Source organism: Lentzea sp. NPDC054927 (assembly GCF_053610285.1).
Window position 1 is genome coordinate 220,830 of record NZ_JBSGXZ010000009.1, and the last position, 24,200, is coordinate 245,029.

At 69.2% G+C, this 24,200-nt stretch carries 29 protein-coding genes and 1 riboswitch; of the genes, 14 read left to right on the plus strand and 15 right to left on the minus strand.

Annotation, left to right across the window (positions count from 1 at the left end; genetic code table 11):
- Positions 1 to 42 precede the first annotated feature (42 nt).
- Positions 43 to 390 carry an MmcQ/YjbR family DNA-binding protein gene (locus tag ACWGE0_RS17185; RefSeq protein ID WP_452261852.1) on the plus strand — a complete coding sequence of 116 codons (348 nt, stop codon included), beginning with the start codon at positions 43 to 45 and terminating at the stop codon, positions 388 to 390.
- On the opposite strand, the gene ACWGE0_RS17190 is transcribed toward ACWGE0_RS17185, so the two are convergent.
- From ACWGE0_RS17190 to ACWGE0_RS17220, 7 genes are all read right to left on the minus strand, one after another.
- Positions 341 to 1,423: a hypothetical protein gene (locus ACWGE0_RS17190; protein WP_452261853.1), complete on the minus strand. Its 1,083-nt coding sequence runs from the start codon at positions 1,421 to 1,423 to the stop codon at positions 341 to 343. The two genes, ACWGE0_RS17185 and ACWGE0_RS17190, sit on opposite strands and share 50 nt — an antisense overlap.
- A complete protein-coding gene (locus ACWGE0_RS17195; RefSeq protein ID WP_452261854.1) occupies positions 1,420 to 1,899 on the minus strand; it encodes a hypothetical protein in 480 nt (159 codons plus the stop codon). The genes ACWGE0_RS17190 and ACWGE0_RS17195 overlap by 4 nt, the downstream gene beginning before the upstream one ends.
- Entirely contained in the window at positions 1,899 to 3,335 is a 1,437-nt protein-coding gene (locus ACWGE0_RS17200) for a WXG100 family type VII secretion target (protein ID WP_452261855.1), read from the minus strand. Before ACWGE0_RS17200 ends, ACWGE0_RS17195 begins: the two co-directional genes overlap by 1 nt.
- Positions 3,332 to 3,802 carry a YbaB/EbfC family nucleoid-associated protein gene (locus ACWGE0_RS17205; protein ID WP_452261856.1) on the minus strand — a complete coding sequence of 157 codons (471 nt, stop codon included), beginning with the start codon at positions 3,800 to 3,802 and terminating at the stop codon, positions 3,332 to 3,334. Before ACWGE0_RS17205 ends, ACWGE0_RS17200 begins: the two co-directional genes overlap by 4 nt.
- Before the next feature lie 60 nt (positions 3,803 to 3,862).
- A complete protein-coding gene (locus ACWGE0_RS17210) occupies positions 3,863 to 4,618 on the minus strand; it encodes a CbtA family protein (protein WP_452261857.1) in 756 nt (251 codons plus the stop codon).
- Positions 4,619 to 4,649: 31 nt separating this feature from the next.
- The gene (locus tag ACWGE0_RS17215; RefSeq protein WP_052685323.1) at positions 4,650 to 4,838 is read right to left on the minus strand and encodes a CbtB domain-containing protein; all 189 of its coding nucleotides are present in this window, start codon (positions 4,836 to 4,838) and stop codon (positions 4,650 to 4,652) included.
- A 32-nt stretch (positions 4,839 to 4,870) separates the two neighbouring features.
- Positions 4,871 to 5,047: riboswitch (cobalamin riboswitch) on the minus strand.
- A 48-nt stretch (positions 5,048 to 5,095) separates the two neighbouring features.
- Positions 5,096 to 5,746 carry a (2Fe-2S)-binding protein gene (locus tag ACWGE0_RS17220; protein WP_452261858.1) on the minus strand — a complete coding sequence of 217 codons (651 nt, stop codon included), beginning with the start codon at positions 5,744 to 5,746 and terminating at the stop codon, positions 5,096 to 5,098.
- A 108-nt stretch (positions 5,747 to 5,854) separates the two neighbouring features.
- Here ACWGE0_RS17220 and ACWGE0_RS17225 point away from each other — a divergent pair, with 108 nt between their 5' ends.
- The 3 genes from ACWGE0_RS17225 to ACWGE0_RS17235 are packed head-to-tail and all read left to right on the plus strand — an operon-like array spanning position 5,855 to position 7,300.
- Entirely contained in the window at positions 5,855 to 6,118 is a 264-nt protein-coding gene (locus ACWGE0_RS17225) for a phosphoribosyl-ATP diphosphatase (RefSeq protein WP_086667212.1), read from the plus strand.
- 13 nt (positions 6,119 to 6,131) lie between these two features.
- Entirely contained in the window at positions 6,132 to 6,992 is an 861-nt protein-coding gene (gene hisG / locus ACWGE0_RS17230) for an ATP phosphoribosyltransferase (protein WP_452261859.1), read from the plus strand.
- The gene (locus ACWGE0_RS17235; RefSeq protein ID WP_452261860.1) at positions 6,989 to 7,300 is read left to right on the plus strand and encodes an antibiotic biosynthesis monooxygenase family protein; all 312 of its coding nucleotides are present in this window, start codon (positions 6,989 to 6,991) and stop codon (positions 7,298 to 7,300) included. The genes hisG and ACWGE0_RS17235 overlap by 4 nt, the downstream gene beginning before the upstream one ends.
- On the opposite strand, the gene ACWGE0_RS17240 is transcribed toward ACWGE0_RS17235, so the two are convergent.
- The 3 genes from ACWGE0_RS17240 to ACWGE0_RS17250 all read right to left on the minus strand — a co-directional run bounded on the left by ACWGE0_RS17240 (position 7,261) and on the right by ACWGE0_RS17250 (position 9,612).
- Positions 7,261 to 7,875: a phosphoribosyltransferase gene (locus tag ACWGE0_RS17240; RefSeq protein WP_452261861.1), complete on the minus strand. Its 615-nt coding sequence runs from the start codon at positions 7,873 to 7,875 to the stop codon at positions 7,261 to 7,263. The two genes, ACWGE0_RS17235 and ACWGE0_RS17240, sit on opposite strands and share 40 nt — an antisense overlap.
- A 92-nt stretch (positions 7,876 to 7,967) precedes the next feature.
- Positions 7,968 to 8,738 (minus strand): thioesterase family protein, encoded by a 771-nt coding sequence (locus ACWGE0_RS17245; RefSeq protein WP_452261862.1) that lies wholly within the window; start codon positions 8,736 to 8,738, stop codon positions 7,968 to 7,970.
- A gap of 16 nt (positions 8,739 to 8,754) precedes the next feature.
- On the minus strand, positions 8,755 to 9,612 hold the full coding sequence (locus ACWGE0_RS17250; RefSeq protein WP_452261863.1) for a RecB family exonuclease: 858 nt from the start codon (positions 9,610 to 9,612) through the stop codon (positions 8,755 to 8,757).
- 73 nt (positions 9,613 to 9,685) lie between these two features.
- Here ACWGE0_RS17250 and ACWGE0_RS17255 point away from each other — a divergent pair, with 73 nt between their 5' ends.
- Complete coding sequence (locus tag ACWGE0_RS17255; RefSeq protein WP_452261864.1) at positions 9,686 to 10,804, plus strand: site-2 protease family protein; 1,119 nt, start codon at positions 9,686 to 9,688, stop codon at positions 10,802 to 10,804.
- 12 nt (positions 10,805 to 10,816) lie between these two features.
- Entirely contained in the window at positions 10,817 to 11,644 is an 828-nt protein-coding gene (locus ACWGE0_RS17260; protein WP_452261865.1) for a tRNA (adenine-N1)-methyltransferase, read from the plus strand.
- Positions 11,645 to 11,705: 61 nt separating this feature from the next.
- On the opposite strand, the gene ACWGE0_RS17265 is transcribed toward ACWGE0_RS17260, so the two are convergent.
- The gene (locus ACWGE0_RS17265; protein ID WP_452261866.1) at positions 11,706 to 12,548 is read right to left on the minus strand and encodes a hypothetical protein; all 843 of its coding nucleotides are present in this window, start codon (positions 12,546 to 12,548) and stop codon (positions 11,706 to 11,708) included.
- Positions 12,549 to 12,627: 79 nt separating this feature from the next.
- The gene (locus ACWGE0_RS17270; RefSeq protein WP_452261867.1) at positions 12,628 to 13,488 is read right to left on the minus strand and encodes a hypothetical protein; all 861 of its coding nucleotides are present in this window, start codon (positions 13,486 to 13,488) and stop codon (positions 12,628 to 12,630) included.
- A 714-nt stretch (positions 13,489 to 14,202) separates the two neighbouring features.
- Between ACWGE0_RS17270 and arc the strand changes: the two genes are divergently transcribed.
- Entirely contained in the window at positions 14,203 to 15,999 is a 1,797-nt protein-coding gene (gene arc, locus ACWGE0_RS17275) for a proteasome ATPase (RefSeq protein WP_452261868.1), read from the plus strand.
- A 54-nt stretch (positions 16,000 to 16,053) separates the two neighbouring features.
- Here the strand turns inward: arc and ACWGE0_RS17280 are convergent, their stop codons facing one another.
- Together ACWGE0_RS17280 and ACWGE0_RS17285 are read right to left on the minus strand one after the other, a co-directional pair.
- Positions 16,054 to 16,680 carry a response regulator gene (locus ACWGE0_RS17280; RefSeq protein WP_452261869.1) on the minus strand — a complete coding sequence of 209 codons (627 nt, stop codon included), beginning with the start codon at positions 16,678 to 16,680 and terminating at the stop codon, positions 16,054 to 16,056.
- Positions 16,677 to 17,747 carry a sensor histidine kinase gene (locus ACWGE0_RS17285; RefSeq protein ID WP_452261870.1) on the minus strand — a complete coding sequence of 357 codons (1,071 nt, stop codon included), beginning with the start codon at positions 17,745 to 17,747 and terminating at the stop codon, positions 16,677 to 16,679. The genes ACWGE0_RS17280 and ACWGE0_RS17285 overlap by 4 nt, the downstream gene beginning before the upstream one ends.
- Before the next feature lie 111 nt (positions 17,748 to 17,858).
- Between ACWGE0_RS17285 and ACWGE0_RS17290 the strand changes: the two genes are divergently transcribed.
- The 7 genes from ACWGE0_RS17290 to ACWGE0_RS17320 all read left to right on the plus strand — a co-directional run bounded on the left by ACWGE0_RS17290 (position 17,859) and on the right by ACWGE0_RS17320 (position 23,622).
- On the plus strand, positions 17,859 to 18,560 hold the full coding sequence (locus ACWGE0_RS17290) for an ABC transporter ATP-binding protein (RefSeq protein WP_452261871.1): 702 nt from the start codon (positions 17,859 to 17,861) through the stop codon (positions 18,558 to 18,560).
- Positions 18,557 to 19,312, plus strand: coding sequence for an ABC transporter permease (locus ACWGE0_RS17295; protein WP_452261872.1), 756 nt, complete (start codon positions 18,557 to 18,559; stop codon positions 19,310 to 19,312). Before ACWGE0_RS17290 ends, ACWGE0_RS17295 begins: the two co-directional genes overlap by 4 nt.
- A gap of 96 nt (positions 19,313 to 19,408) precedes the next feature.
- Positions 19,409 to 20,464, plus strand: coding sequence for a glycoside hydrolase family 5 protein (locus ACWGE0_RS17300; RefSeq protein WP_452261873.1), 1,056 nt, complete (start codon positions 19,409 to 19,411; stop codon positions 20,462 to 20,464).
- Between the two features lie 73 nt (positions 20,465 to 20,537).
- Complete coding sequence (locus tag ACWGE0_RS17305) at positions 20,538 to 21,416, plus strand: aldo/keto reductase (RefSeq protein WP_452261874.1); 879 nt, start codon at positions 20,538 to 20,540, stop codon at positions 21,414 to 21,416.
- Positions 21,417 to 21,501: 85 nt separating this feature from the next.
- The gene (locus ACWGE0_RS17310; protein WP_452261875.1) at positions 21,502 to 21,927 is read left to right on the plus strand and encodes a hypothetical protein; all 426 of its coding nucleotides are present in this window, start codon (positions 21,502 to 21,504) and stop codon (positions 21,925 to 21,927) included.
- A gap of 13 nt (positions 21,928 to 21,940) precedes the next feature.
- Positions 21,941 to 23,017 (plus strand): sensor histidine kinase, encoded by a 1,077-nt coding sequence (locus ACWGE0_RS17315; RefSeq protein WP_452261876.1) that lies wholly within the window; start codon positions 21,941 to 21,943, stop codon positions 23,015 to 23,017.
- Entirely contained in the window at positions 23,014 to 23,622 is a 609-nt protein-coding gene (locus tag ACWGE0_RS17320) for a response regulator (RefSeq protein ID WP_452261877.1), read from the plus strand. The genes ACWGE0_RS17315 and ACWGE0_RS17320 overlap by 4 nt, the downstream gene beginning before the upstream one ends.
- A gap of 6 nt (positions 23,623 to 23,628) precedes the next feature.
- On the opposite strand, the gene ACWGE0_RS17325 is transcribed toward ACWGE0_RS17320, so the two are convergent.
- Positions 23,629 to 24,126, minus strand: coding sequence for an NUDIX hydrolase (locus ACWGE0_RS17325; protein WP_452261878.1), 498 nt, complete (start codon positions 24,124 to 24,126; stop codon positions 23,629 to 23,631).
- Positions 24,127 to 24,200 lie beyond the last annotated feature (74 nt).

Sequence of the window (24,200 nt, forward strand, 5' to 3'; positions counted from 1 at the left end):
CGTCCAAGGCGGTACCGGCAGGCCACTGCGACCATGACACCCATGGCGACATGGGAAGACGTGGTGGCGATGGCGTCGCGGCTGCCAGAGGTCGAGGAAGCGACCTGGTACCGCACGCCGTCGTTGAAAGTGTCCGGCAAGGGGTTCGCACGGCTCCGGACCGAGGCCGAAGGCGGACTCGTGGTGATGTGCGACCTCGACGAGAAAGCAGCGCTGCTCGCTTCTCGAGACCCGGCGTTCTACACGACACCGCACTACGACGGGTACGGGGCGATCCTGGTCGACCTGACGAGGGTCGACCACGGCCAGCTGGCAGAGCTGATCGAGGAGGCGTGGCGGCTCAAGGCGCCGGCGAGGTTGCGCACTGCTCCCAGCAACCCTGAGGGATGAGCGTCGGCGCCGTCGGTGCCCACTCCGGCACCGGCGGCAACGCCCGCCCGGCAGGCGTGTCCACCGGCCGCGTCGACGACAGGTTCCGCCACGTCCGCCGCTCCGCCCCGAGATCGCTCGACAACGGGAACCGCATCCCCACGCCCTGCCGCAGCCGCACCTCGTCGGCGAGCTCAGCGGCCCGCGGCGTGCACACGAGCCATTCCTGCACCGGCCCCCACAGCCACAGCGCGGGCCCGTCCACCAGCTCCGTCCTGATCTCGGTCCGCCCGTCCGCCGCGCACCACCGAACGGGCCGATGCGTGCCCCGCACAGTCCCGGCACGCACCACGTGCCAGGCGGCCAGCGGTTCGCTCAACGACGACGTCGGCGCCGCGTCGACAACCACCCCGGGCGACACGGGCTCGAAGCCGAGGAACGTCCGCCGCACCGACACCGAGAACCGCACACCGTTCGCCAGCGTCTCCGAGACCACCGGCAGCGACTCGGGATACGGCAGCGCCGCGGGCACAGTCGGCTCACCGGCGGGCCATCCTGGAGACAACGGGCCGATCGGTGCCGCCTCGGAGCTGTGCCACTTCCCGATGGCGGGCTCCAGGGGCGCGCCTGGCAGGACGCCGGGTTCGTAGCCGTCAGGGCCCGCCACCCGCAGCCGTGGGTTGATCTCCCAGACCAGGGACGACGCCACGCCGCCGTAGCGCGCGACCCGGTGCCGGCGGCGCTCGATCTCGGCGGCCAGCCCGCGGGGATCCGGGGTGGGGATGAGGATGTCGTAGGCCGCGCGAATCCACACCGCGGGTCCGGCGGGCAGCTCGAACTTCAGGGGATGGCTGGACGAGTGCTCCGGCGTCCGGTACTTCACGGGCTTGAGCAGCACGCCCGGTTCGACCTTCATGACGCCCGCCAGCGGCACGCCGATCACGTCGGTGGCCACCCGCGCACCGTTCACCAACAGCGTGAACAGCACCCGGTCCTGCTCGATCACCACGGCGCCCTCGTCGGACAGCGGTACGACGATCGGCGCGTCGTTCATCGGCGCAACTCCGGTGGTAGCAACGAAATCAGGGTGTTGAGGTAGTTCGCGGCGGCCACGTCGTGGCCGATTCCGTTGCGGTGCACGGTGATCCGGCCGCCACCCAGTTCGAGTCCGCCGGTCGACTCGCACGGCTCGGCGGTCAGCGCCGGGGTCAGGTAGCGCACGAAGGCGAGTTCTTCGCAGAACACCAGGAACCTGTCGTCGAACGACGGAACGCCGACGGCCACCGCGCCGGCGTTCTCGTCGTGCGTGATCCGGCGCCAGTCCTCTTCAGCACGGGCGGCGACTCGCAGGGGAGGGCACAGGCCCAGCGAGGTGCTCACCGCGACGAAGGCTTCCTCGCGTGCTTTCTGGTCGCCACCGCCGGCGGACTCCAGGCCGACCACTCGGACCTCGGTGCGCGTGGTGAACGTGCGCCCGCCGACGGACGTCACCACCTCGGTGGGCGTGAAGCGCTTGGGCCGCCACCACATCAGATGTCGAGCTCCTGGTCGGTCTTCTCCGCTTCCTGGTCCGCGCCGCGCTGGTCGTACGAGATGGTCTTGTAGATGCCGTCGGCGTACCCGGCGACCTTGTTCGCGATCTTGACCGGGTCGGTGTACTTCATGCCGTCCGGGCCGCTCTTGTCCAGACCCAGCACCTTGTCCGCGTTCTTCTCCACGGCTTCGGAGAACGCCTTGCCGAGCGTGTCGGGCTTCTTCGACGCACCCTCGACGAACGCCTTGCCGATCTTCGAACGCCCGATCACCTCACGGATCCGCTTCAGCACGTTCAGGATCTTCTGGATGATCGAGCGGACCTTGTTCACCTCGCCCGTGGCCTTCGCGGTCGAGACACCCGCCTCCACCGGCGTCGCGGCGGCCGCGGCGACCTCGGAGGCGCCGCAGGTGGGGATCGCGGCGAGCTGCGCGGCGATCCACGTGACGACCAGCCACTCGATCAGGTCGCTCAGGATGCCCTTGATGATGTCCTCGGCCACCTGCATGAACATGGAGCTGGCCTGCAGCACGGACGCGACGTTGCCCGCGGTGGAGGCCGTGCCCTCGATGCCGTGGTGGAAGCTGCCGAGCTTGGCCGCCGCCTTGTCGCCGGCCTCGGACTTCCAGCTCTGCAGGCCTTCCTTCAACTGCTCGTCGAACGTGCGGGCCAGTTCCTCGGTCTGCTCGGCGATGTCGTTGAACGCGCCCGCGGCCTTGCTGGTGGCCGCCGGGTCGCCGCTGACCAGGTCGACGGCCTGCTTCAACGGTGCGACGACGTCCAGCAGCCAGCCGAGTCCCTTGCTGATCAGGAAGTTCAGCGGGTCGGCGATGGCGCCGGCGAGTTTCATGCCCTCCTGCATGAAGTTGTTCATGTCGGAGATGACGCTGATGGTGTCCTTCGCGATCGCCGCGCCGTCACCGGATTTGATGGAGTCACCGAGCTTGGTGGCGTCCTTCATGAGCGAGTAGCTGCTGCCACCGAACGGAACGGACTTCGCGGCCTGCTTGCCCACGTTGCCGCCGGAGAACTGGTCGCCGTAGCTGCTGCCCACCGCACCCGCGTTGGAGGTCGCCTTGCCGCCGGAGACCATCGGGGCCGCGGTCGCGTTGTCGAGTCCTGTTCGGAGGGTCTTGCCGAACGCGTCGGTGGTCGTCTTCTCGTGGTCGGCGTAGGTCTGCGCGGTGGCGGTGAGGGCGGCGTCGATCTTGCCGAAGCCCTCGGTCATCTTGCCGAAGTGACCGTGCAGGTCGCCGAGCAGCGCGTCGTACTGCTCGTACAGGCCGAGCAGGTGCCCGAGCGCGCCCCAGCTGATCGCGGGCACGGACGCGGTGGTCGCCGTGTCGTTTAGCTTGGTCGAGGTGCCGGTGAGCCCGCCGACGGCCTTGGCGCACCGGGCCAGTTCGTCCGGGTGCACGACGTAGCCGGTCACCAGCGGTCGTCCTTGCGGAAGATGCTGCCGGTGTCGCCGCCGTCGTCGTCCGCGGGCGGGCGCGGGCCGGCAGGAGGTTCGCCGGGCTGCCCGAAGATCTCCTGCTGGGTCTTCATGACCCGCTCGGCGATCGGGATGTCCGTGCCGACGTGGCCCTGCACGATCTCGGCCTGCTGGCGCGCCGCGGCGGCGACGGCCAGCTGCAACGTCGACATCACGGCCTGGGAGAGCTGCGTGGTGCTGAGCCGCTTCGCGTCCTCGGTGAACCGGATTTCCTTGATGGAACCGGACAAACCCGCGACCACCGTCACGGAACGGTCGGGGGACTGGGCGCTGGCTTCCACTGTTCTGAGCTCGGTGCCCATCGCGTCGTACCCGGCGGCACGGGCCTCGGCCGCACGGTTGGCCTGCTCGAAGAACTCGAGCTTCTGACGCATCTCTTCCAGCAACTCGGCGCTGTCAGGCATGCGCCGAACGTACCAATGCCGCCTGGGCGGGGTGGCCGTACCCTCGGCCACCCCACACCATCAGGCGACAGCAGTCTTTTCGACGGCCTTGATCCTGCGCGTGGCCGGGTCGATCAGCAGGCCGAACACCACGCCGAGACCGACGTAGAGCGTGGCGAGCTGGGCGAGCGAACTGAGGCGGAACTGCCACAGCACGTTCACCGGCATGTCCGCGGGGATCGTGTCCGGCGGCGCGGGGAACGCCACGAGGACCACGGCGACGGCCGCGGCCACCGCGAGCAGCACCGCGGTGACCCGCAGCGGCTGCGACTGGGCGCGCAGCTGCTCGGCGAGCCAGCTGGCACCCCACACGATCACCAGACCGGCCACCACCACACCGAGGTAGAGCGCGGTCCGGTAGTTCACCGTCTCCGGGTCGCCCACGGCGGGCGGGTTGGCCGGGTACTTGAGCCACGGCAGCAGCGCCACCGCACCGAACACGGCGGCACCGAACGCGAAACTGCGGCTGAACGGCGTGCGGCCGGCGAACCAGCGCTTCGACAGCGCGTAGGCCGTGGCGAACACCAGCCCGACCGCGATGCCGACGATGACCACGCCGAGCATGCCGCCCGCGATCTGGGCGCCACGGCTGACCAGCTCTTCCTCGCCGCCGTGCGAATGGCCGGCCTCACCGGCGGGTTCCCTGGCCTCCTCGACCGCGAGCGCGGCGCGAATCGGGATCTCGGTCACCAGCAGCTGCACCAGCGCGGAGGCGACACCGGCGATGCCGCCGGCCGCGATTCCGCGCAGCGCAAGAGACTTGTACGTCGTAGTCATGAACTTCCCTGCCCGGGATCAGAGATCGGGATCAGTGGCAGGGGACGCCGAGCGCGTGCCGGCCGTCGTGGAAGAACTCGTGCAGCATCTCGGAACCCGCGCCGAGCGCGAGACCGTTCTCCTGCAAAACCAGGTAGGTGACGATGAGGCCGAGCAGTGCTACTGCGAAGGCCCACTTGGGCACCTGGACGGCGGACAGATTTGCTGCGGGGCTCGTCATGACGGGCTCCTCCATACCTCGTGGAAGTCAACTCTCCTAGCGGCGCCGCAGCCGGTCTCCTGACTCCCGGATCAACGCTGCCCCCGCGTCTTCCCAGCCCCCTCGCGGGGACCAGTGACGTGCTCGGCGGGGATCGCTTCCCGGTCACAGTGGCGAGGACCGCGCCGGATTTTCACCGGCTTCCCGTCACTGCGGCGCGTGCACCGTAAGTTGATCGGTGGCTTAAACACAACCGGCCATAAGAGTTGTCGTGTTCATCACTTCACGAGTGGGCAGTCACCGCACTTCCCACCTGCGGCAACGCGGTAGTAGAGGCAGCACGACCGACGCCGGAACGTGACTTCGCCCGGAAAACTGATGAATTCTCCCGCTTGTTCGAACGGCGGTGCGCTCATGAGCTGTTCACCGCGTTCTTCCGCTTCCTCGGCCGTGAGCATGCGTGCGCGGACAACCATTTTGAGCGCGCCCGCGATGTTCGACATCGCGTTGCCCCACAACAATCCGCGCGCCACCGGCGTGACCGCCTGGATCGCTTCCACCACGGGTTCGAGCGCTTCAGCGGCCGGTGGGCCCAGTCGCGGCTGGTCGATGCGGACGCTCAGGCCGTTGGCTGGATGGTGGTGCCACCACAGGTTCTCGGGCCGGACGTCGATCGGGATGTTCGCGGCGGTGAGCGGGCTGAGCAGCCGCGCGGTGTAGCTGAGGAAGAACAGGCTGGCCGCTACGCGTGGTTCCTCCGCTTTGTACCGGGTCGCGATGGCGTCGATCGTGGTTCTGAGCGCCGGGCCTTCCAGCAGCGCCGTTCCCGGCAGCCACGTGTCGTCCGGACGGCCCACGTCGAGCGCGAAGAACGGGTTGATGCCGCGCACCCGGCGCAACGCTTCGAGCACTTCGGCGAACTCGGACACGGAAGTTCACGCTACCGGGTGTCCATGCAGGACAGATCACGTCCACGGCCTGGGACAGATGCGACCGCGGTGTGGACGGCGGTCCGGGAGATGGGAGGATGTCGTGCCGTGAAGACCTTCGACTCCCTGTTCGCCGAACTGACCGAACGAGCCGCCACCAAGCCGGCAGGTTCCGGCACCGTCGCAGCGCTCGAGGCCGGCGTCCATGCGCAGGGCAAGAAGGTGCTGGAGGAGGCGGGCGAGGTCTGGATCGCCGCCGAGTACGAGTCCGACGAGAAGCTCTCGGAAGAGATCTCGCAGCTGCTGTACCGCCTCCAGGTGCTCATGCTGGGCCGCGGCCTGACCCTCGAAGACGTTTACAAGTACCTCTGACGGAGACTTTCACATGCTGCGCGTTGCAGTCCCGAACAAGGGCGCGCTCGCCGAACGCGCCTCCGCCATGCTGACCGAGGCCGGCTACCGGCAGCGGCACGAGCCGCGCGACCTGACCGTGCTCGACCCCAACAACGACGTGGAGTTCTTCTTCCTGCGTCCCAAGGACATCGCGATCTACGTGGCGTCCGGCGACCTCGACCTCGGCATCACCGGCCGGGACCTGGCCGCGGACTCGGGCGCCGACGACAACGGCTCGTCGGTGCAGGAGCTCCTGGCGCTGGGCTTCGGCTCGTCCACCTTCCGCTACGCGGGCCCTCGCGGCACCGACTGGAAGGTGTCCGACCTCGAAGGCAAGCGCCTGGCCACCGCCTACCCGAAGCTGGTGGGCCGCGACCTCAAGGCCCGCGGCATCAACGCCCACGTGATCCGTCTCGACGGCGCCGTGGAGATCTCGATCCAGCTCGGTGTCGCCGACCTGATCGCCGACGTGGTGGGCTCCGGCCGCACGCTGCGCCAGCACGACCTGGTGCCGTTCGGCGAGCCGATCTGCGAGTCCGAGGCCGTGCTCGTGCACCGCGCCGCCTCGGAGCTCACGTCGGCCAAGAAGCAGCTGACGGCCCGCCTGCAGGGCGTCGTGTTCGCGCAGCAGTACCTGATGCTCGACTACGACTGCCCGCGCGCGTTGCTCGAGGCCGCCATCGCCCTCACCCCTGGCCTGGAGTCGCCGACGGTGGCGCCGCTGGCCGACGACAACTGGGTGGCCGTGCGGGCGATGGTGTCCCGCAAGGAAGCGAACCGCGTGATGGACGAGCTGGCCGAGGTCGGCGCCAAGGCCGTGCTGGCCTCGGACATCAGGTTCTGCCGCCTGTGATCACCGAGCACGCCCTGCTGGACGTGCTGCCAGGTGCCACGGACGAGTTCGAGTGGGCGTTCGGCGAGGCGCGGGAGCTGATCTCCGCCTCGCCGGGCTTCCGCGGCCTCGAACTGCTGAGGTGCCTGGAAACGCCGTCGCGCTACCTGCTGCTCGTGCGCTGGGACTCGGTCGAAGCGCACACCGTGGGCTTCCGGCAGGGGCCGTCGTACGAGCGCTGGTCCGCGCTGCTGCATCGCTTCTACTCGCCGTTCCCGACGGTCGAGCACTACGAGAGCGCGCTGAGCACCTCGTCGTCCGTGGTCTGATCGAAGCTGTCGTACCACCGGCTGACCGCGCCGAAGTGGCGCGGGGTCAGGACGGCCACGATCGGGGTCGTGAACGTGCGCAGCGAGTCCCTGGCCGCCACGGGGACCGCCAGCGTGACGCTCTTCGGTTCGTGTTTGCAGATCCAGTGGAGCGCGGCTCTGGCGGTGACGCCGGTGGCGAGGCCGTCGTCCACGAGGATCACGTCGCGGTCCTTGATGGTGAGCGGTTTGCCGCCGCGGTACAGAGTGGTGCGTCTGGCGGCTTCGGCGCGTTCCTCGTCGCAGGTGCGGCCGAGTTGTTCCTCGGTGAGGTTCAAGGCTCTGAGCACTCTGGCGTCGTAGATGGGTTCGCTGTCCGCCGTCACGGCTCCTACGCCGTACTCCGGGTGGCCTGGAGCGCCGATCTTGCGCGCCACCACGACGTCCAGTTCGGCGTTCAGGTGCGTGGCCACTTCTTTGGCGACCGGGACGCCGCCGCGGGGGAGGCCCAGGACGAGCGGGTCGTGCCACGGCTGGGTGGCGAGTCGCGCGGCGAGGGCGCGGCCCGCTTCCTGCCGGTTCGCGAACCTCTTCACAGTCCCGCTGACGCTACGCCTTCTCCTGCTCGGCCGGTGCCAGCCAGAAGGGGAATCACGAAGCCGCAGCGGGCAGCCCGATCGTCACGCGGTCAGCGCTCGCGGACGAACAGCGCCTGCGCCGTTGTGCCCACCGGCCCCTCCACGTCGTGCACCACGCTGGTCGCGAGCCCGACCCCGTCCGGCCCGATGGTCGTCCGCGCGTCCATCCCCACCCACTCGCCGACAGGCTGCCGGTGCAGGTGGACGGTCAGGTCGGTGTTGATGGCGTACCACTTGCGAATGTCCACACGGGACGAAACGCCGCTGGCCGAGTCCACCACGGAGAACAGTCGCTCCAACGGCGAAGGCTCGAACCCTTCGACCACGGCGACGCGCGGGCGGGCCCACACCTGGGCGTCGCCCGGGGTGAAGATGCCGCCTGACACGGAAAGCCACTCGACGGCGGCCAGGTAGCCGCCGCCCCAGAAGTCCGGGATCTCCATCGGCACGGCGGATGTGGGCGGTGTCATCGCTGGGGCGTCGCCTCCCGCTACGGCTGTGGTGTCCGAGTCGACGATGCGCCAGGCACGCGCCGTCAGCACCGCGCGGCCTTCGTGGGACAGCGAGGCCGCCAGCAGTTCCACGGAGCGGCCGGGGCGTTCGACCGAAGTGGACACCGTCAGGTCGGCCACCGGGACCGGGCCGAGTACCTCGAAGGTCACGCGGGCCAGGGCGGACGACGGGTTGCCCAGGGCCAGCAAGGAGCGCACCAGCAAGGCGGAAGGCGGGCCCAGGTGCTGGCTGTCCGGGCCCCACGGGCCGACGGTGTGCTGGGTGGAGCGGAAGGTGTTGTCGCCCAGAGGCTCGTAAAAGGCGGTCATGTCGTGGTCCTGGCGATCAGTCGCGGTCCTGGAGGGGTTCGGTGTCGTCGGGTTCCGGCCAGCCGGGGTAGGGCGGCGGGGTGCCGTCGAAGGCCGGGCAGAAGGCTTTGTGGTCGCAGTAGTCGCAGAGGCGGCTGGGGTTCGGGCGGAAGTCGCCGGTCGGCGCCGCTCGCATGATGGCCTGCCAGATGGCGTCCAGGGTGCGTTCGAAGCGGGCGAGTTCCGCCTCGTCCGGGGTGTAGGCGAGGGCCTGGCGGTCGGCCAGGTACATCAGGCGCAGCTGGCGGGGGACCACGCCGCGCAGCTTCCACAGGACCAGGGCGTAGAACTTCATCTGGAACAGGGCTTTGGCCTCGCCGATCTCGCGAGGGGCCGCGCCCGTTTTGTAGTCCACGACGCGGATTTCACCCGTCGGGGCCACGTCCACGCGGTCGATGTAGCCGCGCAGCAGGACGCCGGACGGGAGTTCGGACTCGACCAGCAACTCCCGCGACTCGGGCTCCAGGCGGCGCGGGTCCTCCAGACCGAAGTAGCCGTCGAGCAGTTTGGTGGCCGACGCCAGCCACTCCTCCTCCTCGGCGCCGCCCTGCTCCTCGAACAACGTGGAGAACTCCGGGCGTTCGGCCTTCACCCGTTCCCACGCCGGCACGATCATCGTGCGGGCTCGGTCCGGAACGCGTTCCGCCGCGGGCAGGGCGAAGAGGTCTTCGAGCACCGCGTGCACCACGGTGCCGCGCACCTGCGCCTTGGTCGGCCTCTCCGGCAGCCGGTCGACGGCGCGGAACCGGTAGAGCAGCGGGCACTGCTTGAAGTCCCCTGCCCTGGAGGGCGACAGCGCGGGCCTGCGCAACGTGGTGCTCATGGTTCGCACCATAGGACAGGGGTCTGACAATCCTGGGAACCGGCACCGAACCGCGAGATCACACCCACCGCTCTACAGTGCACCCGTGGCCGCGCGGATCAGTGAGAGAGAGGGCGGCCTGCTGCTGTTCCGGGTGGCGGGCATCCCCGTCGTGCTCGCGCCGTCGTGGTGGATCGGCTCGGCGATCGTGGTGGCCTTCTACGCGCCGCTCGTCGACGACCTCGCCCCCGGCACGCCACCGGGGGTCGGACTTCTCCTGGCGGCGTTGTTCGCCATCTTCCTCGGTCTCTCGGTGCTGGCCCACGAGCTGGGTCACTGCGTTGCGGCGTTGCGGCTCGGGTTGCCGGTCAGGAGACTGCGGCTGTACCTGCTGGGCGGGCTGTCGGAGATCATGCGCACGCCCGGCAAACCCAGCCACGAGGGCGTGGTCGCGGGTGCGGGGCCGCTCGTGTCGGTGGCGCTGGCGATCATCTTCGGCGTCGGCGCGCTCGTGATGGAACCGGGCGACGTCGTGTGGGTGCTGGTCTTCCAGATCGCCGCCGCGAACGTCGCCGTCGCCGTCTTCAACCTCCTGCCCGGCCTGCCGCTCGACGGCGGCAGGATCGTCAGAGCAGGCGTGTGGGCCGCGACCGGGCAACGGGCGATGGGTACGCGTGTCGCCGTGGTCGGTGGTTTCGTCGTTGCCATCGCACTGGTCGCGTGGTCGCTCTACGGCATCGCGGAAGGCGCGGAAGATCGTTGGCTGCGCTTCGGCGTGTGCGTGCTGACGGCGTGGGTCGTCGTCGCCGGCGCGAGGAGCGAGCTGGCCAGCGAACGGCGCCGTACGTGGCCCGCGGGCCTCACCCTCGCCGACCTCATCCGGCCGGTGCTCCAGCTGCCGGCGGAAAGCCCCGTCGCGGACGCGCTGAGCACGTCGGCAGGCCGGGGCGTGGTGCTGGTCAGGGCGGACGGGGTGGCGGCCGGTCTGCTCGACACCGAACTGGCCCGCAAGCTCGCCGCGTCGAGTCCGTTCGCGCCCGCGGAGCAGGCCGCGGAGCCGATCCTGCCGGAGACCGTCCTGCTCGCCGACGAGCCGGGCGAGGAGATCGTGGAACGCGTCCAGGGCACCGCCGCGTGGCAGTTCCTGGTGGTCGATCTGGAGGGCCGCCCGGCCGGTGTGCTGCGCAGGGAGGACCTGCGTGCGGCCATTGAGAAGGGCGTTTGACACCATTGCGCGGTGATTAGCGCAAGTGGACCGTTCCAGCCGGGTGACCGGGTTCAGCTCACCGACCCCAAGGGACGGCATTACACCGTCGTCCTGGAGCCCGGCAAGGAGTACCACACCCACCGCGGCGCCATCCCGCACGACAAGCTCCTCGGGCAGCCCGAGGGCTCCGTGGTGCAGTCGGTGGGCGGCACGAACTTCCTGGCGCTGCGCCCGCTGCTGCCGGACTACGTGCTGTCGATGCCGCGCGGCGCGCAGGTGATCTACCCGAAGGACGCCGCGCAGATCTGCATGTACGGCGACATCTTCCCGGGGGCGCGCGTTCTCGAAGCGGGCGCGGGTTCTGGTGCGTTGTCGTGCTCGCTGCTGCGCGCGGTGGGCGAGAAGGGCAGCGTCCAGTCGTACGAGGTGCGCGACGACCACGCGGTCCACGCCATCCGCAACGTCGAGACGTTCTTCGGCGAGCGCCCCGGCAACTGGTCGATCACCGTCGACGACGTGAAGAACCACGAGGGCGAGGTCGACCGGGTCATCCTCGACATGCTCTCGCCGTGGGAGGTGCTGCCCACGATCGCGAAGAACCTCATCCCCGGCGGCGTCCTCGTCGTCTACGTCGCCACCACCACGCAGCTGTCCGTGGTCACCGAGGCGCTGCGCGAGATGACGTGCTTCACCGAGCCCCACGCGTGGGAGACGCTCGTCCGCCCGTGGCACGTCGTCGGTCTCGCCGTGCGGCCGGAGCACCGGATGATCGGGCACACGGCGTTCCTGCTGACCACGCGCAGGCTCGCGGAGGGCGTCACGGCGCCCAGGCCGCAGCGCCGCCCCAGCAAGGGCTGACCCGCTCACGCAAAAAGGGCCCCTCCGAACTGCGGCGGGGCCCTTTTCGCACGTCAGCGAGCTACTTGGTCGGCGTACCGAGGCTGTCGATACCGCACACCTTCCAGTCGCCGCCTTCCTTGGACAGCTTGTAGACGATCTCGCCCGACTGGGCCTTGCCGGGGTTGTTCGGGTCGACGAGCCCGGTCAGCCGCTGCGTGAACGTGCCGCTGCTGCCCGAGGTCTTGACGTCGGCCACGGTGGCCGTCGCGCCCGTCTGCGGGGCACCGGTCTTGGCCTTGAGCTTCGGGAACTCCGCCGCGCAGACGTACTGCTTGACGTCGTTCGGGTCGCTGCTGCCCGCCTTCATGCCCTTGAGGACGATGTCGCTGAACTTCTTCGCGACCTCCTCGGCACCGCGGTCACCGCTGCCGCTCTTGGTGCTGCTCGGCGCGGTCGACTTGGTGCTGCGCGGTTCCGAGGTGTCGCCGGCGGGCTCGGTGGTGTTGGACGACGCCGTGTTGTTGCTGCCCGAGTCGTTGCCGGCGAACAGCACGGCCGCGGTGATGCCACCGCCGACGAGGACCAGCACGCCGATGACGACGCCGATGATCATGCCGGTGTTGCTCTTCTTGGGCGGGGGTCCGCCGAACCCGCCGGGCGCGCCGTAGGGCTGCTGGCCGTAGGGACCCTGCTGCTGGCCGTACGGGCCGGGCTGGCCGTAACCCTGCCCAGGACCCTGCTGGGGGCCAGGACCTTGCTGGGGGCCGGGACCCTGCTGGGGGAACCCGCCGCTCTGCGGTCCGGGCTGGCCGTACGGGCCCGGCTGGGGCTGGCCGTAGCCGGGCGGCGGCTGCTGGCCGTAACCCGGCTGCTGTGGCGGCTGCTGGCCGTACGGGCCCGGCTGCTGCGGTGGATAGGTCATGGAAGATTTCCCCCGATGTGCCTGTGCTGGTCTTCTGAACTGCGGCCCCGCCGAATCGGCGGGGCCTCCTCGCGTCAGCTCACTTCGTCGGCTGGAAGTCCGGCAGCTTCAGGTCCTTCGCCAGCGTGCAGAACTTCCAGTCGCCCGAGTCCTTCTTGAACTTCACCGTCGTGTCGAAGGTCTTGGACTCGGTGCCCACCGTCACCGTGGTGGAGACCGCGACGTCTGCGGTGTTCCCGGTCGCGGTCGCGCTCTTGACCGTCACCTTGGGCTGCGGCATCTTCTTGAACTCCTCGGCCAGCTTGCGCTGCTCCGGCGTGAGGTTCTTCTCCGCTTCCTCGGCCTCCTTGAGGGCCTCGGCGCAGATCATCGACTTCGACTTGCTCTCGTTCTTGGCGGCGTTCGCGGCGTAGAACTCCTCGGCGACCTTCTTCACGTCGGCCGACTCGTCACCGCCGCCCGAGTCGCTGTTGCCGCTGTTCGGGTCGGACGACGAGCTGTTGGAGCTGCTCGAGCCGTTGCCGGAGAACAGGACGGCGGCCGTGACGCCACCGCCGACGAGCACCAGCACGCCGATGACGACGCCGATGATCATGCCGGTGTTGCTCTTCTTGGGCGGGGGTCCGCCGAACCCGCCGGGCGCGCCGTAGGGCTGCTGGCCGTACGGACCCTGCTGAGGCTGGCCGTAGCCCTGCTGGGGGAAGCCACCGCTCTGCTGGCCCTGCTGTCCGAACGGGTCCTGCTGCGGCTGGCCGTACTGCCCCGGCTGCTGTCCGTAGCCCGGCTGCTGCGGCTGGCCGTACGGGGGCTGTGGCTGCTGGCCGTACCCCGGCTGGGGCTGCTGGCCGGGACCCGGCTGCTGCGGCGGCTGCTGCCCGTACGGCCCACCTTGCTGCGGCTGCTGCCCGTAGGGGCCGGGCTGCTGCGGCGGGTAGGTCATCGAAACTCCCCCGATGCGGATGAGGTGATCTTTTCGGTGGACATTGTGGTACTTCGTGGACTAACGCGCGGCCGAATGGGACCTATCGACCCGCACGAGTGGTTATGCACACCCTGCGTGGCGCGATCTGGCCGCGCGAAGGCCGTGTCTGATAACGATTGCGGCACCTCCACCGGAAATCGAGCGCGATGCACTGCGCTGTCGGAGTGGTGCGCCGGTTGCGCCAGCGAAACCACCCGGTTGGCCGCACGCCCTCCGGTCGCACCGGAGCCTCGCCTGAACGGGTCCTCCGACGAACACGAACGGGGTGGGTAGCGGTGCGTGACCACCGATCGGACTATCCAGTGGTCCACCTGGTGGGACGACGGCGGGTTCCCGCCCGTCGCCGGGCCGCGAGCCGTACCAGGTGTGTTCGCGGTCGTCCAAGGGTGGTCGCGGACCGTAGGGGCCGGGCGGCCGCCCAGGTGCTCCCATGACCCTCTCCTCGGACTTCTCGCAGGTCGGCTGGCGTGTCGCGGGGCGAAACGCCGGTAGAGGTTTCTGGGACGCACCGTAGCGGTCGAGCGGTCGAACCGGACACCGGGATGGAGCAGTTGACCTCTGTTGGAGGCGGGACCGTTGCGTCACACGAGCGAAGATGATGTTGTGAGTACACGATTTTGTCGGTGATCGCCGGTACCGTAATCGGTACGAACACGGGAGGAGGGTGCCGACATGCAGCACGGTCATCCCGGCAGCCAACCCGATGAGGGTGGCGAGCTGAACCAGGGCAACAATTCCGCTGAGCTGACTGCGCAGATCAGGTTCCTCGAGGACGAGATCGCGTCGTTGCGTCGAAAGCTGACCGAGTCACCGCGGCACACGCGGTTGCTCGAGCAGCGCTTGGCTGAGGCGACAGAGCGCGTCAGCCAGCTGACCGAGCGAAACACGAAGCTCATAGACACCCTCCGCGAAGCACGAAGCCAGCTGCTCGCGCTGCGTGAGGAGGTCGACCGGCTGGCCCAGCCACCCAGCGGGTACGGCGTCTTCATGGCGCGTTACGACGACGGAACGGTCGACGTCTTCACGTCCGGCCGCCGGATGCGGGTCGCCGTGTCCCCGGCGGTCGAGCCGGAGAAGATCGCCTACGGCCAGTCCGTCCGCCTCAACGAGGCGCTGACGGTCGTCGAAGCCGGTGGGTTCGAGCGGTCGGGTGAGGTCTGCGCGCTGCGGGAGGTGCTCTCCGAAGAAGGAGAGGACCAGATCGCCCGCGCGCTGGTCGTCGGCCACGCGGACGAGGAGAGAGTGGTCTGGCTCGCCCAGCCCCTGCTCGACTCGCCGCTCAAGCCTGGCGACTCGCTGCTGGTCGACTCGAAGGCGGGTTTCGCCTACGAACGGGTCCCCAAGGCCGAGGTCGAGGACCTCGTGCTCGAAGAGGTCCCGGACATCGACTACAGCGACATCGGCGGCCTGTCCCGGCAGATCGAGCAGATCCGCGACGCCGTGGAGCTGCCCTTCCTGCACGCGGACCTCTTCCGCGAGTACGAGCTGCGCCCGCCCAAGGGCGTGCTGCTCTACGGCCCTCCCGGCTGCGGCAAGACGCTCATCGCCAAGGCGGTGGCGAACTCCCTGGCCAAGAAGGTGCGGGAGATCCGCGGCGAGACCGACAAGCAGGCCAAGTCCTACTTCCTCAACATCAAGGGCCCCGAGCTCCTCAACAAGTTCGTCGGTGAGACCGAGCGGCACATCCGCCTGATCTTCCAGCGAGCTCGCGAGAAGGCGTCAGAGGGCACCCCGGTGATCGTGTTCTTCGACGAGATGGACTCGATCTTCCGCACCCGCGGTTCCGGCGTGTCGTCCGACGTCGAGACGACGATCGTGCCCCAGCTGCTCTCGGAGATCGACGGCGTCGAGGGCCTGGAGAACGTCATCGTCATCGGCGCCTCCAACCGTGAAGACATGATCGACCCGGCGATCCTCCGCCCCGGCCGACTCGACGTGAAGATCAAGATCGAGCGACCGGACGCCGAGGGCGCGAAGGACATCTTCAACAAGTACCTGACGCCCAACCTCCCGCTGCACGCCGACGACCTCGCCGAGTTCGGCGGGGACCCGAAGGCCTGCATCGAGGGCATGGTGCAGCACACCGTGGAGCGCATGTACGAGGAGTCCGAGGAGAACCGCTTCCTGGAGGTCACCTACGCCAACGGTGACAAGGAGGTCCTGTACTTCCGGGACTTCAACTCCGGCGCGATGATCCAGAACATCGTCGACAGGGCCAAGAAGGCGGCGATCAAGTCGCTGCTGGACACCAAGCAGCCCGGCCTCTCGGTCCGGCACCTGCAGGCCGCCATCGTCGACGAGTTCGCCGAGAACGAGGACCTGCCGAACACGACGAACCCGGACGACTGGGCACGCATCTCGGGCAAGAAGGGCGAGCGGATCGTCTACATCCGCACGCTCGTCACCGGGAAGAACCAGGAGACGGGCCGCGCGATCGACACGGCCACGAACACCGGCACGTACCTGTAAGACAGCTACACCGAACCGCCCCTGCCGGCTACCGGCAGGGGCGGTTTCGCGTGGTCAGACCAGGCCCGACTCGTAGGCCGCGATCACCAGCTGGGCGCGGTCGCGGGCGTGCAGCTTCGCCAGCAGGTTCCCGATGTGCGTCTTCACCGTGCCCGTGCTGACGTGCAGCCGCGCCATGATCTCCGCGTTCGACAGGCCGCGGGCGATCAGCAGCAGCACCTCCTTCTCGCGCTCGGTCAGCACTTCCAGCCCCTTGACCGCGGGGGAGGAGGGTTGCCGGACGAACTCCGAGATCAGCCGGCGCGTCACCGTCGGCGAGAGCAGCGACTCGCCGGCGGCCACCACCCGGATCGCTGCCAGCAGCTCGGCGGGCGGCGTGTCCTTCAGCAGGAAACCTGAGGCACCGGCCCGCAACGCGCCGAAGACGTACTCGTCCAGGTCGAACGTCGTCAGCACCAGCACGCGCGGGCCGTCCAGCAGCCGGGTGGCCTCGATGCCGTCCATCTCGGGCATGCGGATGTCCATCAGCACGACGTCCGGCTTCAGCTCCGCCGCCAGCTTCACCGCTTCGGCGCCGGTGCCCGCCTCGCCCACCACGGTCAGGTCCGGTTCGTTGTCCACCAGCAGGCGGAAGCTGGCGCGCAGCAACGCCTGGTCGTCGACGATCAGCACGGTGGTCATGAGTACGGCAGCTCCGCCACGACCCGGAAGCCGCCGCGCTCGCCCGGCCCCGCGCTGAACGTGCCGCCGTACACCGCCACGCGTTCGCGCATGCCGATCAACCCGTGCCCCACACCGAGCTCCTTCACCCCAGGTCCGTCGTCGTCCACCTCGATGCGCACCAACGACGGTGTCACCTCCACGAGCACCGTGCACGAGGCAGGCGCCGCGTGCTTCACGACGTTCGTCAGAGCCTCCTGCACGATCCGGTACGCCGACAGCCCGACCCCTTCCGGAACCACGGTGTCGCCCCGCACGTCCAACGACACGCGCACGCCCGCCAGTGACGCGCGGTCGGCGAGGTCGGCCAGGCCTCCCAAACCAGGCGACGGCGCCAGGTCGGCGTCGGAGCGCAGGACGCCGAGCAGGCCGCGCATCTCGGTCAGCGCCGCGCGGCTCGTCTCCGAGATCACCTGCAGGGCTTCATAAGCGTGTTCGGGTGAGCGCACGTGTGCGGCGTTGCCGGCCTGCACGGCGATCAGGGAGAGGTTGTGCGCCACCACGTCGTGCAGCTCGCGGGCGATGCGCAGGCGTTCGTCGGCCAACGCCTGTTCGGCGTGCTGTGCCGTCTCTCGCGCGACCATCGAGCGGCGCAGACGGGTCGTGTAGCCCATGACCCACACCGAGCCCAACGCGGCGAAGGCGACCAGCACGCCCTCGGCTTCGCCACCGGAGATCCCGGCGGTCGCGATGATGGTGACCACCAGCGCGACCAGCGACCAGGTGCGTTCGCGTTCGACCGCCACCGTGTAGAGCCCGAAGCAGACGGCCCCCACCGGGGCACCGAGCGCCTGCACGGGCAGCACCTGGCTCACCACCGACACCACCATCGCGGCGGTGCTCACGCCCAGCGCGATCTCCGGCCACCACCGCCGGACCGCGACGGGTACGGCGACCAGTCCGGCCACCGGCACCGCGATCCACGGTGACGCGTGCACGTGGGGTTCGAGGATCGCGTAGGTGACGAGGATCCAGATCACCAGCGCGGCCGCCACGTCGACCAGGTAGAGGTGCAGTTTCGCGATCACGGCGTCGACGTTAACGAGCGGGGGACCCCAGCGCCTCGGACCACGGTCCGATTCCGGAGTTCGGCCCGCGGTCCGATCCGCCGCACAGCAGAACACCGGACGCTCTTCGGCATGATCGAGGTGCGGAACCTGACGAAGAAATACGGGGACACGACGGCGGTCGACGGCCTGTCGTTCACCGTCCACCCAGGACTGGTGACGGGCTTTCTCGGCCCGAACGGCGCCGGCAAGTCCACAACGATGCGCATGATCATGGGGCTGGACCGGCCCACGGAAGGCGAAGCACTCGTCGAGGGCAAGCGCTACCAGGACCTGGACCAGCCGCTGCGGCACGTCGGCGTGCTGCTGGACCCGGCCGCGGTGCACCACGGTCGCAAGGCGCTGGACCACCTGCGCTGGCTCGCGGTGAGCAACGGGATCAGCCAGAAGCGCGCCGTCGAACTGCTGGAGCAGGTCGGCCTGGGAGGCGTGCGGCACAAGCGGATCAGGGCGTTGTCGCTCGGCATGAAGCAACGGCTGGGCGTCGCGGCCGCGCTGCTCGGCGACCCGCGGGTGCTGATGTTCGACGAGCCGGTCAACGGCCTCGACCCCGAAGGCGTGCGGTGGATCCGCGACCTGATGCGCAGCCTCGCGAAGGAGGGCAGGACGGTCTTCGTCTCCAGCCACCTGATGAGCGAGATGGCGCTGACCGCCGACCACGTCGTGATCGTCGCAAGAGGACAGCTGGTCCAGGAGACGCCGATGGAGACGTTGACCCGCAACGGTTCACTGGAGGACGCCTACCTCGACCTCACCTCGGGGAGGGGACTGTGAAGAACGCACTCGCCGCGGAGTGGCTGAAGCTCCGGACCGTCCGGGCGCCGTACGGGCTGGTCATCACGATCGGCCTGATGGTGGCCGCGGGCACGCTGCTGTCGTGGCTGATCGTCCAGGACTACGACTCGTCCCCGGCCGCCGAGCAGGCGAAGTTCGCCTCCGCCGACAGCAGCGTGGTGATCACCCCGGTCGTCCAGTTCCTCGTCGCCGCGCTCGGCGCCCTGGTCGCGACCTCCGACCCGAGGCTGACCGCGCTGACCGCCGTGCCGGACCGGAAACGCTTGCTGGCGGCGAAAACCGCGCTCGTCGCCACCACGGCTGTGGTGATCGGCGCTGTCACGCTCGCCCTCAGCGTCGGCACCAGCTGGCTGATCATGGGCGACCGCCCGCCGCCGATCGCTCCGTGGGACGGCCTGGGCGACGTGCTGCCGTGGGCGGGCGCGGCGGTGCTGTCGATCCTGGTGACCGGCCTGGTCGGTCTCGGAGTCGGCCTTGCGGTGAGGTCGACGGCCGTCACGATCGTCGTGGTGGGCGTCCTGTTGTGGGGACTGCCGGCCATCACGCCGATGCTGCCCGACCCCTGGAACATGGACGCCTCTGCGGTGATGGTGCCCTACCTGGTGTGGGAGGTGGCCGGGGTCGTCAACGACGCTCCGCTGACTCCATTGGCCGCCGTTGCATGTTTGATCGTTTACGTACTGGTGACGCTGGGTGCCGGAGCGGTGACTCTCCTGCGACAAGACGCTTGACTCGCTCTTGGGGCGGCTTTAAGGTCATCTATACCATTAACGGTAAGGAAACTTACCTAACTAATCCGCCGCCAGCAGTCCGAGAGGAGACGCTGAATGGCTTGGCAGAGGTCTGTGGTGGCGCTCGCCGCGGCGGTCGTGCTCCCGTTGACCGGTGCGATGGCGGGCAGTTCCGTCGCCGCCGCACCCGCGGGTGACGTCTCCGCCGCCGCGCTGCCGCCGGGTTCGCCCGCGGCGGTCAACGGCCAGCTCAAGGTGTGCGGCGTGCAGCTGTGCAACAAAAACGGCAAAGCGATCCAGCTGCGCGGCATGAGCACCCACGGCATCCAGTGGTATTCCCAGTGCATCAAGACCGCGTCGCTCGACGCGCTCGCGAACGACTGGAAGGCCGACGTCCTGCGCATCGCGATGTACGTCCAGGAGGGTGGTTACGAGACCAACCCCCGGAAGTTCACCGACATGGTGCACGGGTACATCGAGGAAGCCACCAAGCGCGGCCTGTACGCACTGGTCGACTTCCACCAGCTCTCGCCTGGTGACCCGAACTACAACACCGCGCGCGCCAAGACCTTCTTCAAGGAGATCGCGGCACGGCACAAGGACAAGACCAACATCATCTACGATATGGCCAACGAGCCGAACGGCGTGTCGTGGGCGAAGGTCAAGCAGTACGCGGAGGCGGTCATCCCGACCATCCGCGCGGAGGACCCGGACAGCCTCGTGCTGATCGGCACGCACGGCTGGTCGACGTTCGGCCTGTCCGACGGCAAGGACATCAACGAGGTCAGCAGGAACAAGGTCAACGCCTCGAACCTGATGTACACGTTCCACTTCTACGCGAACTCGCACAAGGACTCGTACGTCAAGGCGCTCGACACGGTCTCCAGCCAGGTGCCGGTGTTCGTGACCGAGTTCGGCACGCAGACGGCGTCCGGTGACGGCGGCAACGACTTCACCACGTCGCAGAAGTTCATCGACCTGATGGCCCGCAAGAAGATCTCGTGGACCAACTGGAACTTCTCCGACGACAGCAGGTCCGGTGCGGTGTTCAAGGGCGGTACCTGCTCCGGCAGCAACTTCAGCGGTACCGGTGTGCTGAAGCCGGCCGGTGTCTGGGTGCGTGAGCGCACCCGCACGCCGGACGACTTCTGATCTCGCAGTAAAACCGACCCCGGCGGGTCACGTGAGCGGCGGTCCTTCGGGGCCGCCGTTTACCGTTGTGCGCATGGCTCAACTCGCTCTCGGTCTCGCGTCACTCGGTCGTCCCGCGTACATCAACCTCGGCCGTGAGGACGCGTTGCCTCGCGTGCGGGACGTCGAGTCGATGCGCGAGCAGTGCCACCGGGTTCTCGACACGGCCTACGAGCTGGGTGTTCGCTGGGTCGACGCGGCCCGCTCGTACGGGTTGTCCGAGGACTTCCTGTCGTCGTGGCTGCCCGGTCATGACGACGTGACGGTGTCCAGCAAGTGGGGTTACGCCTACACCGCGGACTGGCGGCCCGACGCCGAGGTGCACGAGGTGAAGGAACACTCACTCGCGCGTTTCACTCAGCAGTGGCGGGAAACCTCGGCCCTGCTGCCGCGCGTCGACCTCTACCAGGTGCACTCGCTGACCGCCGACAGCCCGCTGTTCGAGGACAGGGCGTTGCGGGACGCGATGGTCGCGATCGGTGTCCCGCTCGGCTTCTCGACGTCCGGCCCGCGGCAGGCCGACGCGATCCGCAAGGCGGTGGATCTCGGCGTCTTCCGGTCCGTCCAGTCCACTTGGAACCTGCTGGAAACGTCGGCCGGTGAGGCGCTGCGCGAGGCGCACGACGCCGGGTTGCGCGTGATCATCAAGGAGGGCGTGGCGAACGGGCGGCTCGTGGTCGACCCTCCGCAAGCGGTTGCGGCACAGGCGAAGCAGCTCGGCGTCGGTCCGGACGCCGTCGCGCTGGCGGCGATCGCCCGGCAGCCGTGGGTGGACGTCGTGCTGTCCGGCGCGGCGAGCCCGGAGCAGCTCAGGTCCAATGTGGACGCGATGCGGATCGACGTGGACCTGCCGGACCTGGCCGAGCCCGCCGAGCAGTACTGGACATTCCGTGCCGGTCTGAGCTGGAACTAGATTGCCCGGTTTCTGACAGATGTCACGGCGAGGTCGTGCGGAACCTCCCTACCAGTGGAAACGCTGGACGATCAGCATTGCTGGCATGACGAACCAAAGTGGATCGACAGTGACCGTGACCGACCCCGACGCTCGCGAGAAGCTGCACATCGCCCGGATGTTGCTCGGTGGCTACGCGGCGGTGAGCGTGCTGACGTTGCTGGCGATCGTGGTGTTCAGCGGCGACCCCGGCATCGTGACCGGCGCGGTGTGGATCCGCGGTTCGATCCTCGCCGTCGCTTCACTGGTCACCTTCGCGATCGGCGTGTCCATGGCCAAGGGCTCGCGCGGCAACTACCGCAGGGTGCGGATCATCGCACTTGCCCAGGTCGTGGCGATCATCGTGATCGAGTCCGTGCCCGGCGCCTTCCCGGTCTGGTTCAAGATCGCGAATGGGGTGTGCGGCGCGCTGCTGATCATCGTGGTCCTGCTGACGTTCGCACGCACCGTGCGCGCCACCTTCGCGGCCTAATACGGTTCTCGACGTGGACGAACCGCGCGGCCTGGACGAGCGGCGCCGGCTGCTGCTCTCACTGGGCATGCTCTGCTATCCGTTCCTGGCGGCCGCGGGCGTCAACCAGTACGCGCAAGGTGCCGGGCTCGTCGTCGGCTACCTGCTGCTGGTGGCCGTCTCCGCCTGCTACCTGGCCGTCGTGATGGCCTCGATGCGGTCGGCGTGGCGGATCCACTGGTGGCTGGTCGCGATCATGACGGTGCTGGCCGTGCTGCTCGCGCCGCTGGCCCACGAGCAGGTGCTGATCCTCGTCGCGGTGATCGTGCCGGCGGCAGCGGCGCGCGTCGGCGGCCGGACGGCAGCGGCTCTCGTGGTGCTGGGTGCCACGGCGTGCGTGGTCGTGCCGGCGGTGGTGCCCGGCTGGAGCACCGCCGGGAGTTGGTACTACGCGGTGGCCGTCGTGTTCACCACGCTGCTGGTCCTCGCCTTCAGCCGCACCGCCACGGCCAACCAGCAGCTGCGCGAGGCCAGGGCGGAAGTGGCCAGGCTGGCCTCCGAGGCCGAACGCAACCGGATCGCCCGTGATCTGCACGACCTGCTCGGCCACTCGCTCACCGCGATCACCGTGAAGAGCGCTCTGGCCAGAAAGCTGGCCGCCGGGGCGAGCACCGCGGCGCTGGCGGAGATGGAATCGGTGGAGCGACTGGCCCGTCAGGCACTGGCCGACGTGCGGGCCGCGGTGTCCGGACACGGCGACGTCACGCTCGCCGGCGAGCTCGCCAGGGGCCGGGAACTGCTGCGGGCGGCAGGGGTCGCCGCCGATCTGCCCACCGCCTGCGACGGGGTGCCGCCGGAGCGCCGGGAACTGTTCGGCTGGGTCGTCCGGGAAGGGGTGACGAACGTGGTGCGGCACGCGCGGGCCGGGCGGTGCACGGTCGAGGTCACGTCGTCCACAGTGGAGGTTCGCGACGACGGGGTGGGCGGTCTGGTGGGCACCGGGTCCGGGCTGGACGGCCTGAGGGCCAGGGTGATCGCGGCCGGTGGCGTGCTGACCGCGGGCCCGGCCCAGCCCCGCGGGTGGTCGCTGCGGGTGGAGGCGCCGGTATGACCATCAGGCTGTTGCTCGCCGACGACCAGGAGCTGATCCGGCAGGCACTGTGCGCACTGCTCGACCTCGAACCGGACTTCGAGGTGGTGGCCTCGGTGGGCCGTGGCGACGAGGTCACGGCCGCGGCGCTGGCACACCGCCCGGACGTCGCGCTGCTGGACATCGACATGCCCGGCCTGGACGGGCTCGCGGCGGCCGCGGTGCTCAACGCGCAGGTGCCCGGCTGCCGCGTCGTCATCCTGACCACCTTCGGCCGCACCGGCTATCTGCGCCGAGCCATGGAGGCGGGCGCCGTCGGGTTCGTCGTGAAGGACGCTCCGGCCGACGCACTCGCCGACGCGGTCCGGCGGGTGATGGCGGGAGAGCGCGTGGTGGACCCGGCGCTGGCCGCGGCCACGCTGGCGGCAGGCGAGTCGCCGCTCACCGCCCGTGAACGCGACGTGCTCATCGCGGTCCGCTCCAGCGCCACCGTGGCCGAGATCGCGGCCCGGCTGTACCTCGCCGAGGGCACCGTGCGGAACTACCTGTCCGGGGCCACCACCAAGACCGGCACCCGCAACCGGACGGAAGCCCTGCGAGTGGCCGACGAGCGCGGCTGGCTGTGATCGTCCTCAGCAGGTCCGTGTCCGCCGCAACCACTCCTGGGCGACGACCCGGCCGTCCGGCACCAGCGGCCAGCCGGGATCGCCGATCTTGCCGCGCAGCTCGTCCAGGCCCATCCACCCGCCCCAGGCGACCTCCTCCGGCTGGTGCGTGAACGGGCCGTCGGAGCGCGTCTCGTAGATCCACGCGTGGTAGCGGGTCTGCTCGTCGACGTAGGTGGTCTGGAAGAGGAACGTGAGAGGTGTCTCGGCGCCCAGCTCCTCGCGCAGCTCGCGGGCCGCCGCCTCGCCGGGGGTCTCGCCCGCGTCGATCACACCGCCGGCCGTGCAGTCGTAGAGACCGGGGAAGATGTCCTTGGTGTCGGTGCGGCGGTGCACGTAGACGCGTTCGCCGTCCAGGGACAGCACGACGATCGTGGCGCAGCCGTGCCAGAGGTTCTCCGCCCGCATGCGCTCGCGGGTCACCTCACCGACCACGTTCGCGTCCTCGTCGTAGCGGTTGATCATCCCCGTGTCCTCCTGTGGTCGTACGTCAGCTTGCTACCCCAGTCCGACGCCCGCTGATCGTCTCCCTTCCTACC

Coding starts and splice junctions, on each gene's coding strand:
- ACWGE0_RS17185 (WP_452261852.1), top strand. CDS start 43: ATGGCGACATGGGAAGACGTGGTGGCGATGGCGTCGCGGCTGCCAGAG.
- ACWGE0_RS17190 (WP_452261853.1), bottom strand. CDS start 1,423: ATGAACGACGCGCCGATCGTCGTACCGCTGTCCGACGAGGGCGCCGTG.
- ACWGE0_RS17195 (WP_452261854.1), bottom strand. CDS start 1,899: ATGTGGTGGCGGCCCAAGCGCTTCACGCCCACCGAGGTGGTGACGTCC.
- ACWGE0_RS17205 (WP_452261856.1), bottom strand. CDS start 3,802: ATGCCTGACAGCGCCGAGTTGCTGGAAGAGATGCGTCAGAAGCTCGAG.
- ACWGE0_RS17210 (WP_452261857.1), bottom strand. CDS start 4,618: ATGACTACGACGTACAAGTCTCTTGCGCTGCGCGGAATCGCGGCCGGC.
- ACWGE0_RS17215 (WP_052685323.1), bottom strand. CDS start 4,838: ATGACGAGCCCCGCAGCAAATCTGTCCGCCGTCCAGGTGCCCAAGTGG.
- hisG (WP_452261859.1), top strand. CDS start 6,132: ATGCTGCGCGTTGCAGTCCCGAACAAGGGCGCGCTCGCCGAACGCGCC.
- ACWGE0_RS17245 (WP_452261862.1), bottom strand. CDS start 8,738: ATGACCGCCTTTTACGAGCCTCTGGGCGACAACACCTTCCGCTCCACC.
- ACWGE0_RS17250 (WP_452261863.1), bottom strand. CDS start 9,612: ATGGTGCGAACCATGAGCACCACGTTGCGCAGGCCCGCGCTGTCGCCC.
- ACWGE0_RS17265 (WP_452261866.1), bottom strand. CDS start 12,548: ATGACCTATCCACCGCAGCAGCCGGGCCCGTACGGCCAGCAGCCGCCA.
- ACWGE0_RS17270 (WP_452261867.1), bottom strand. CDS start 13,488: ATGACCTACCCGCCGCAGCAGCCCGGCCCCTACGGGCAGCAGCCGCAG.
- arc (WP_452261868.1), top strand. CDS start 14,203: ATGCAGCACGGTCATCCCGGCAGCCAACCCGATGAGGGTGGCGAGCTG.
- ACWGE0_RS17280 (WP_452261869.1), bottom strand. CDS start 16,680: ATGACCACCGTGCTGATCGTCGACGACCAGGCGTTGCTGCGCGCCAGC.
- ACWGE0_RS17290 (WP_452261871.1), top strand. CDS start 17,859: ATGATCGAGGTGCGGAACCTGACGAAGAAATACGGGGACACGACGGCG.
- ACWGE0_RS17300 (WP_452261873.1), top strand. CDS start 19,409: ATGGCTTGGCAGAGGTCTGTGGTGGCGCTCGCCGCGGCGGTCGTGCTC.
- ACWGE0_RS17305 (WP_452261874.1), top strand. CDS start 20,538: ATGGCTCAACTCGCTCTCGGTCTCGCGTCACTCGGTCGTCCCGCGTAC.
- ACWGE0_RS17310 (WP_452261875.1), top strand. CDS start 21,502: ATGACGAACCAAAGTGGATCGACAGTGACCGTGACCGACCCCGACGCT.
- ACWGE0_RS17320 (WP_452261877.1), top strand. CDS start 23,014: ATGACCATCAGGCTGTTGCTCGCCGACGACCAGGAGCTGATCCGGCAG.
- ACWGE0_RS17325 (WP_452261878.1), bottom strand. CDS start 24,126: ATGATCAACCGCTACGACGAGGACGCGAACGTGGTCGGTGAGGTGACC.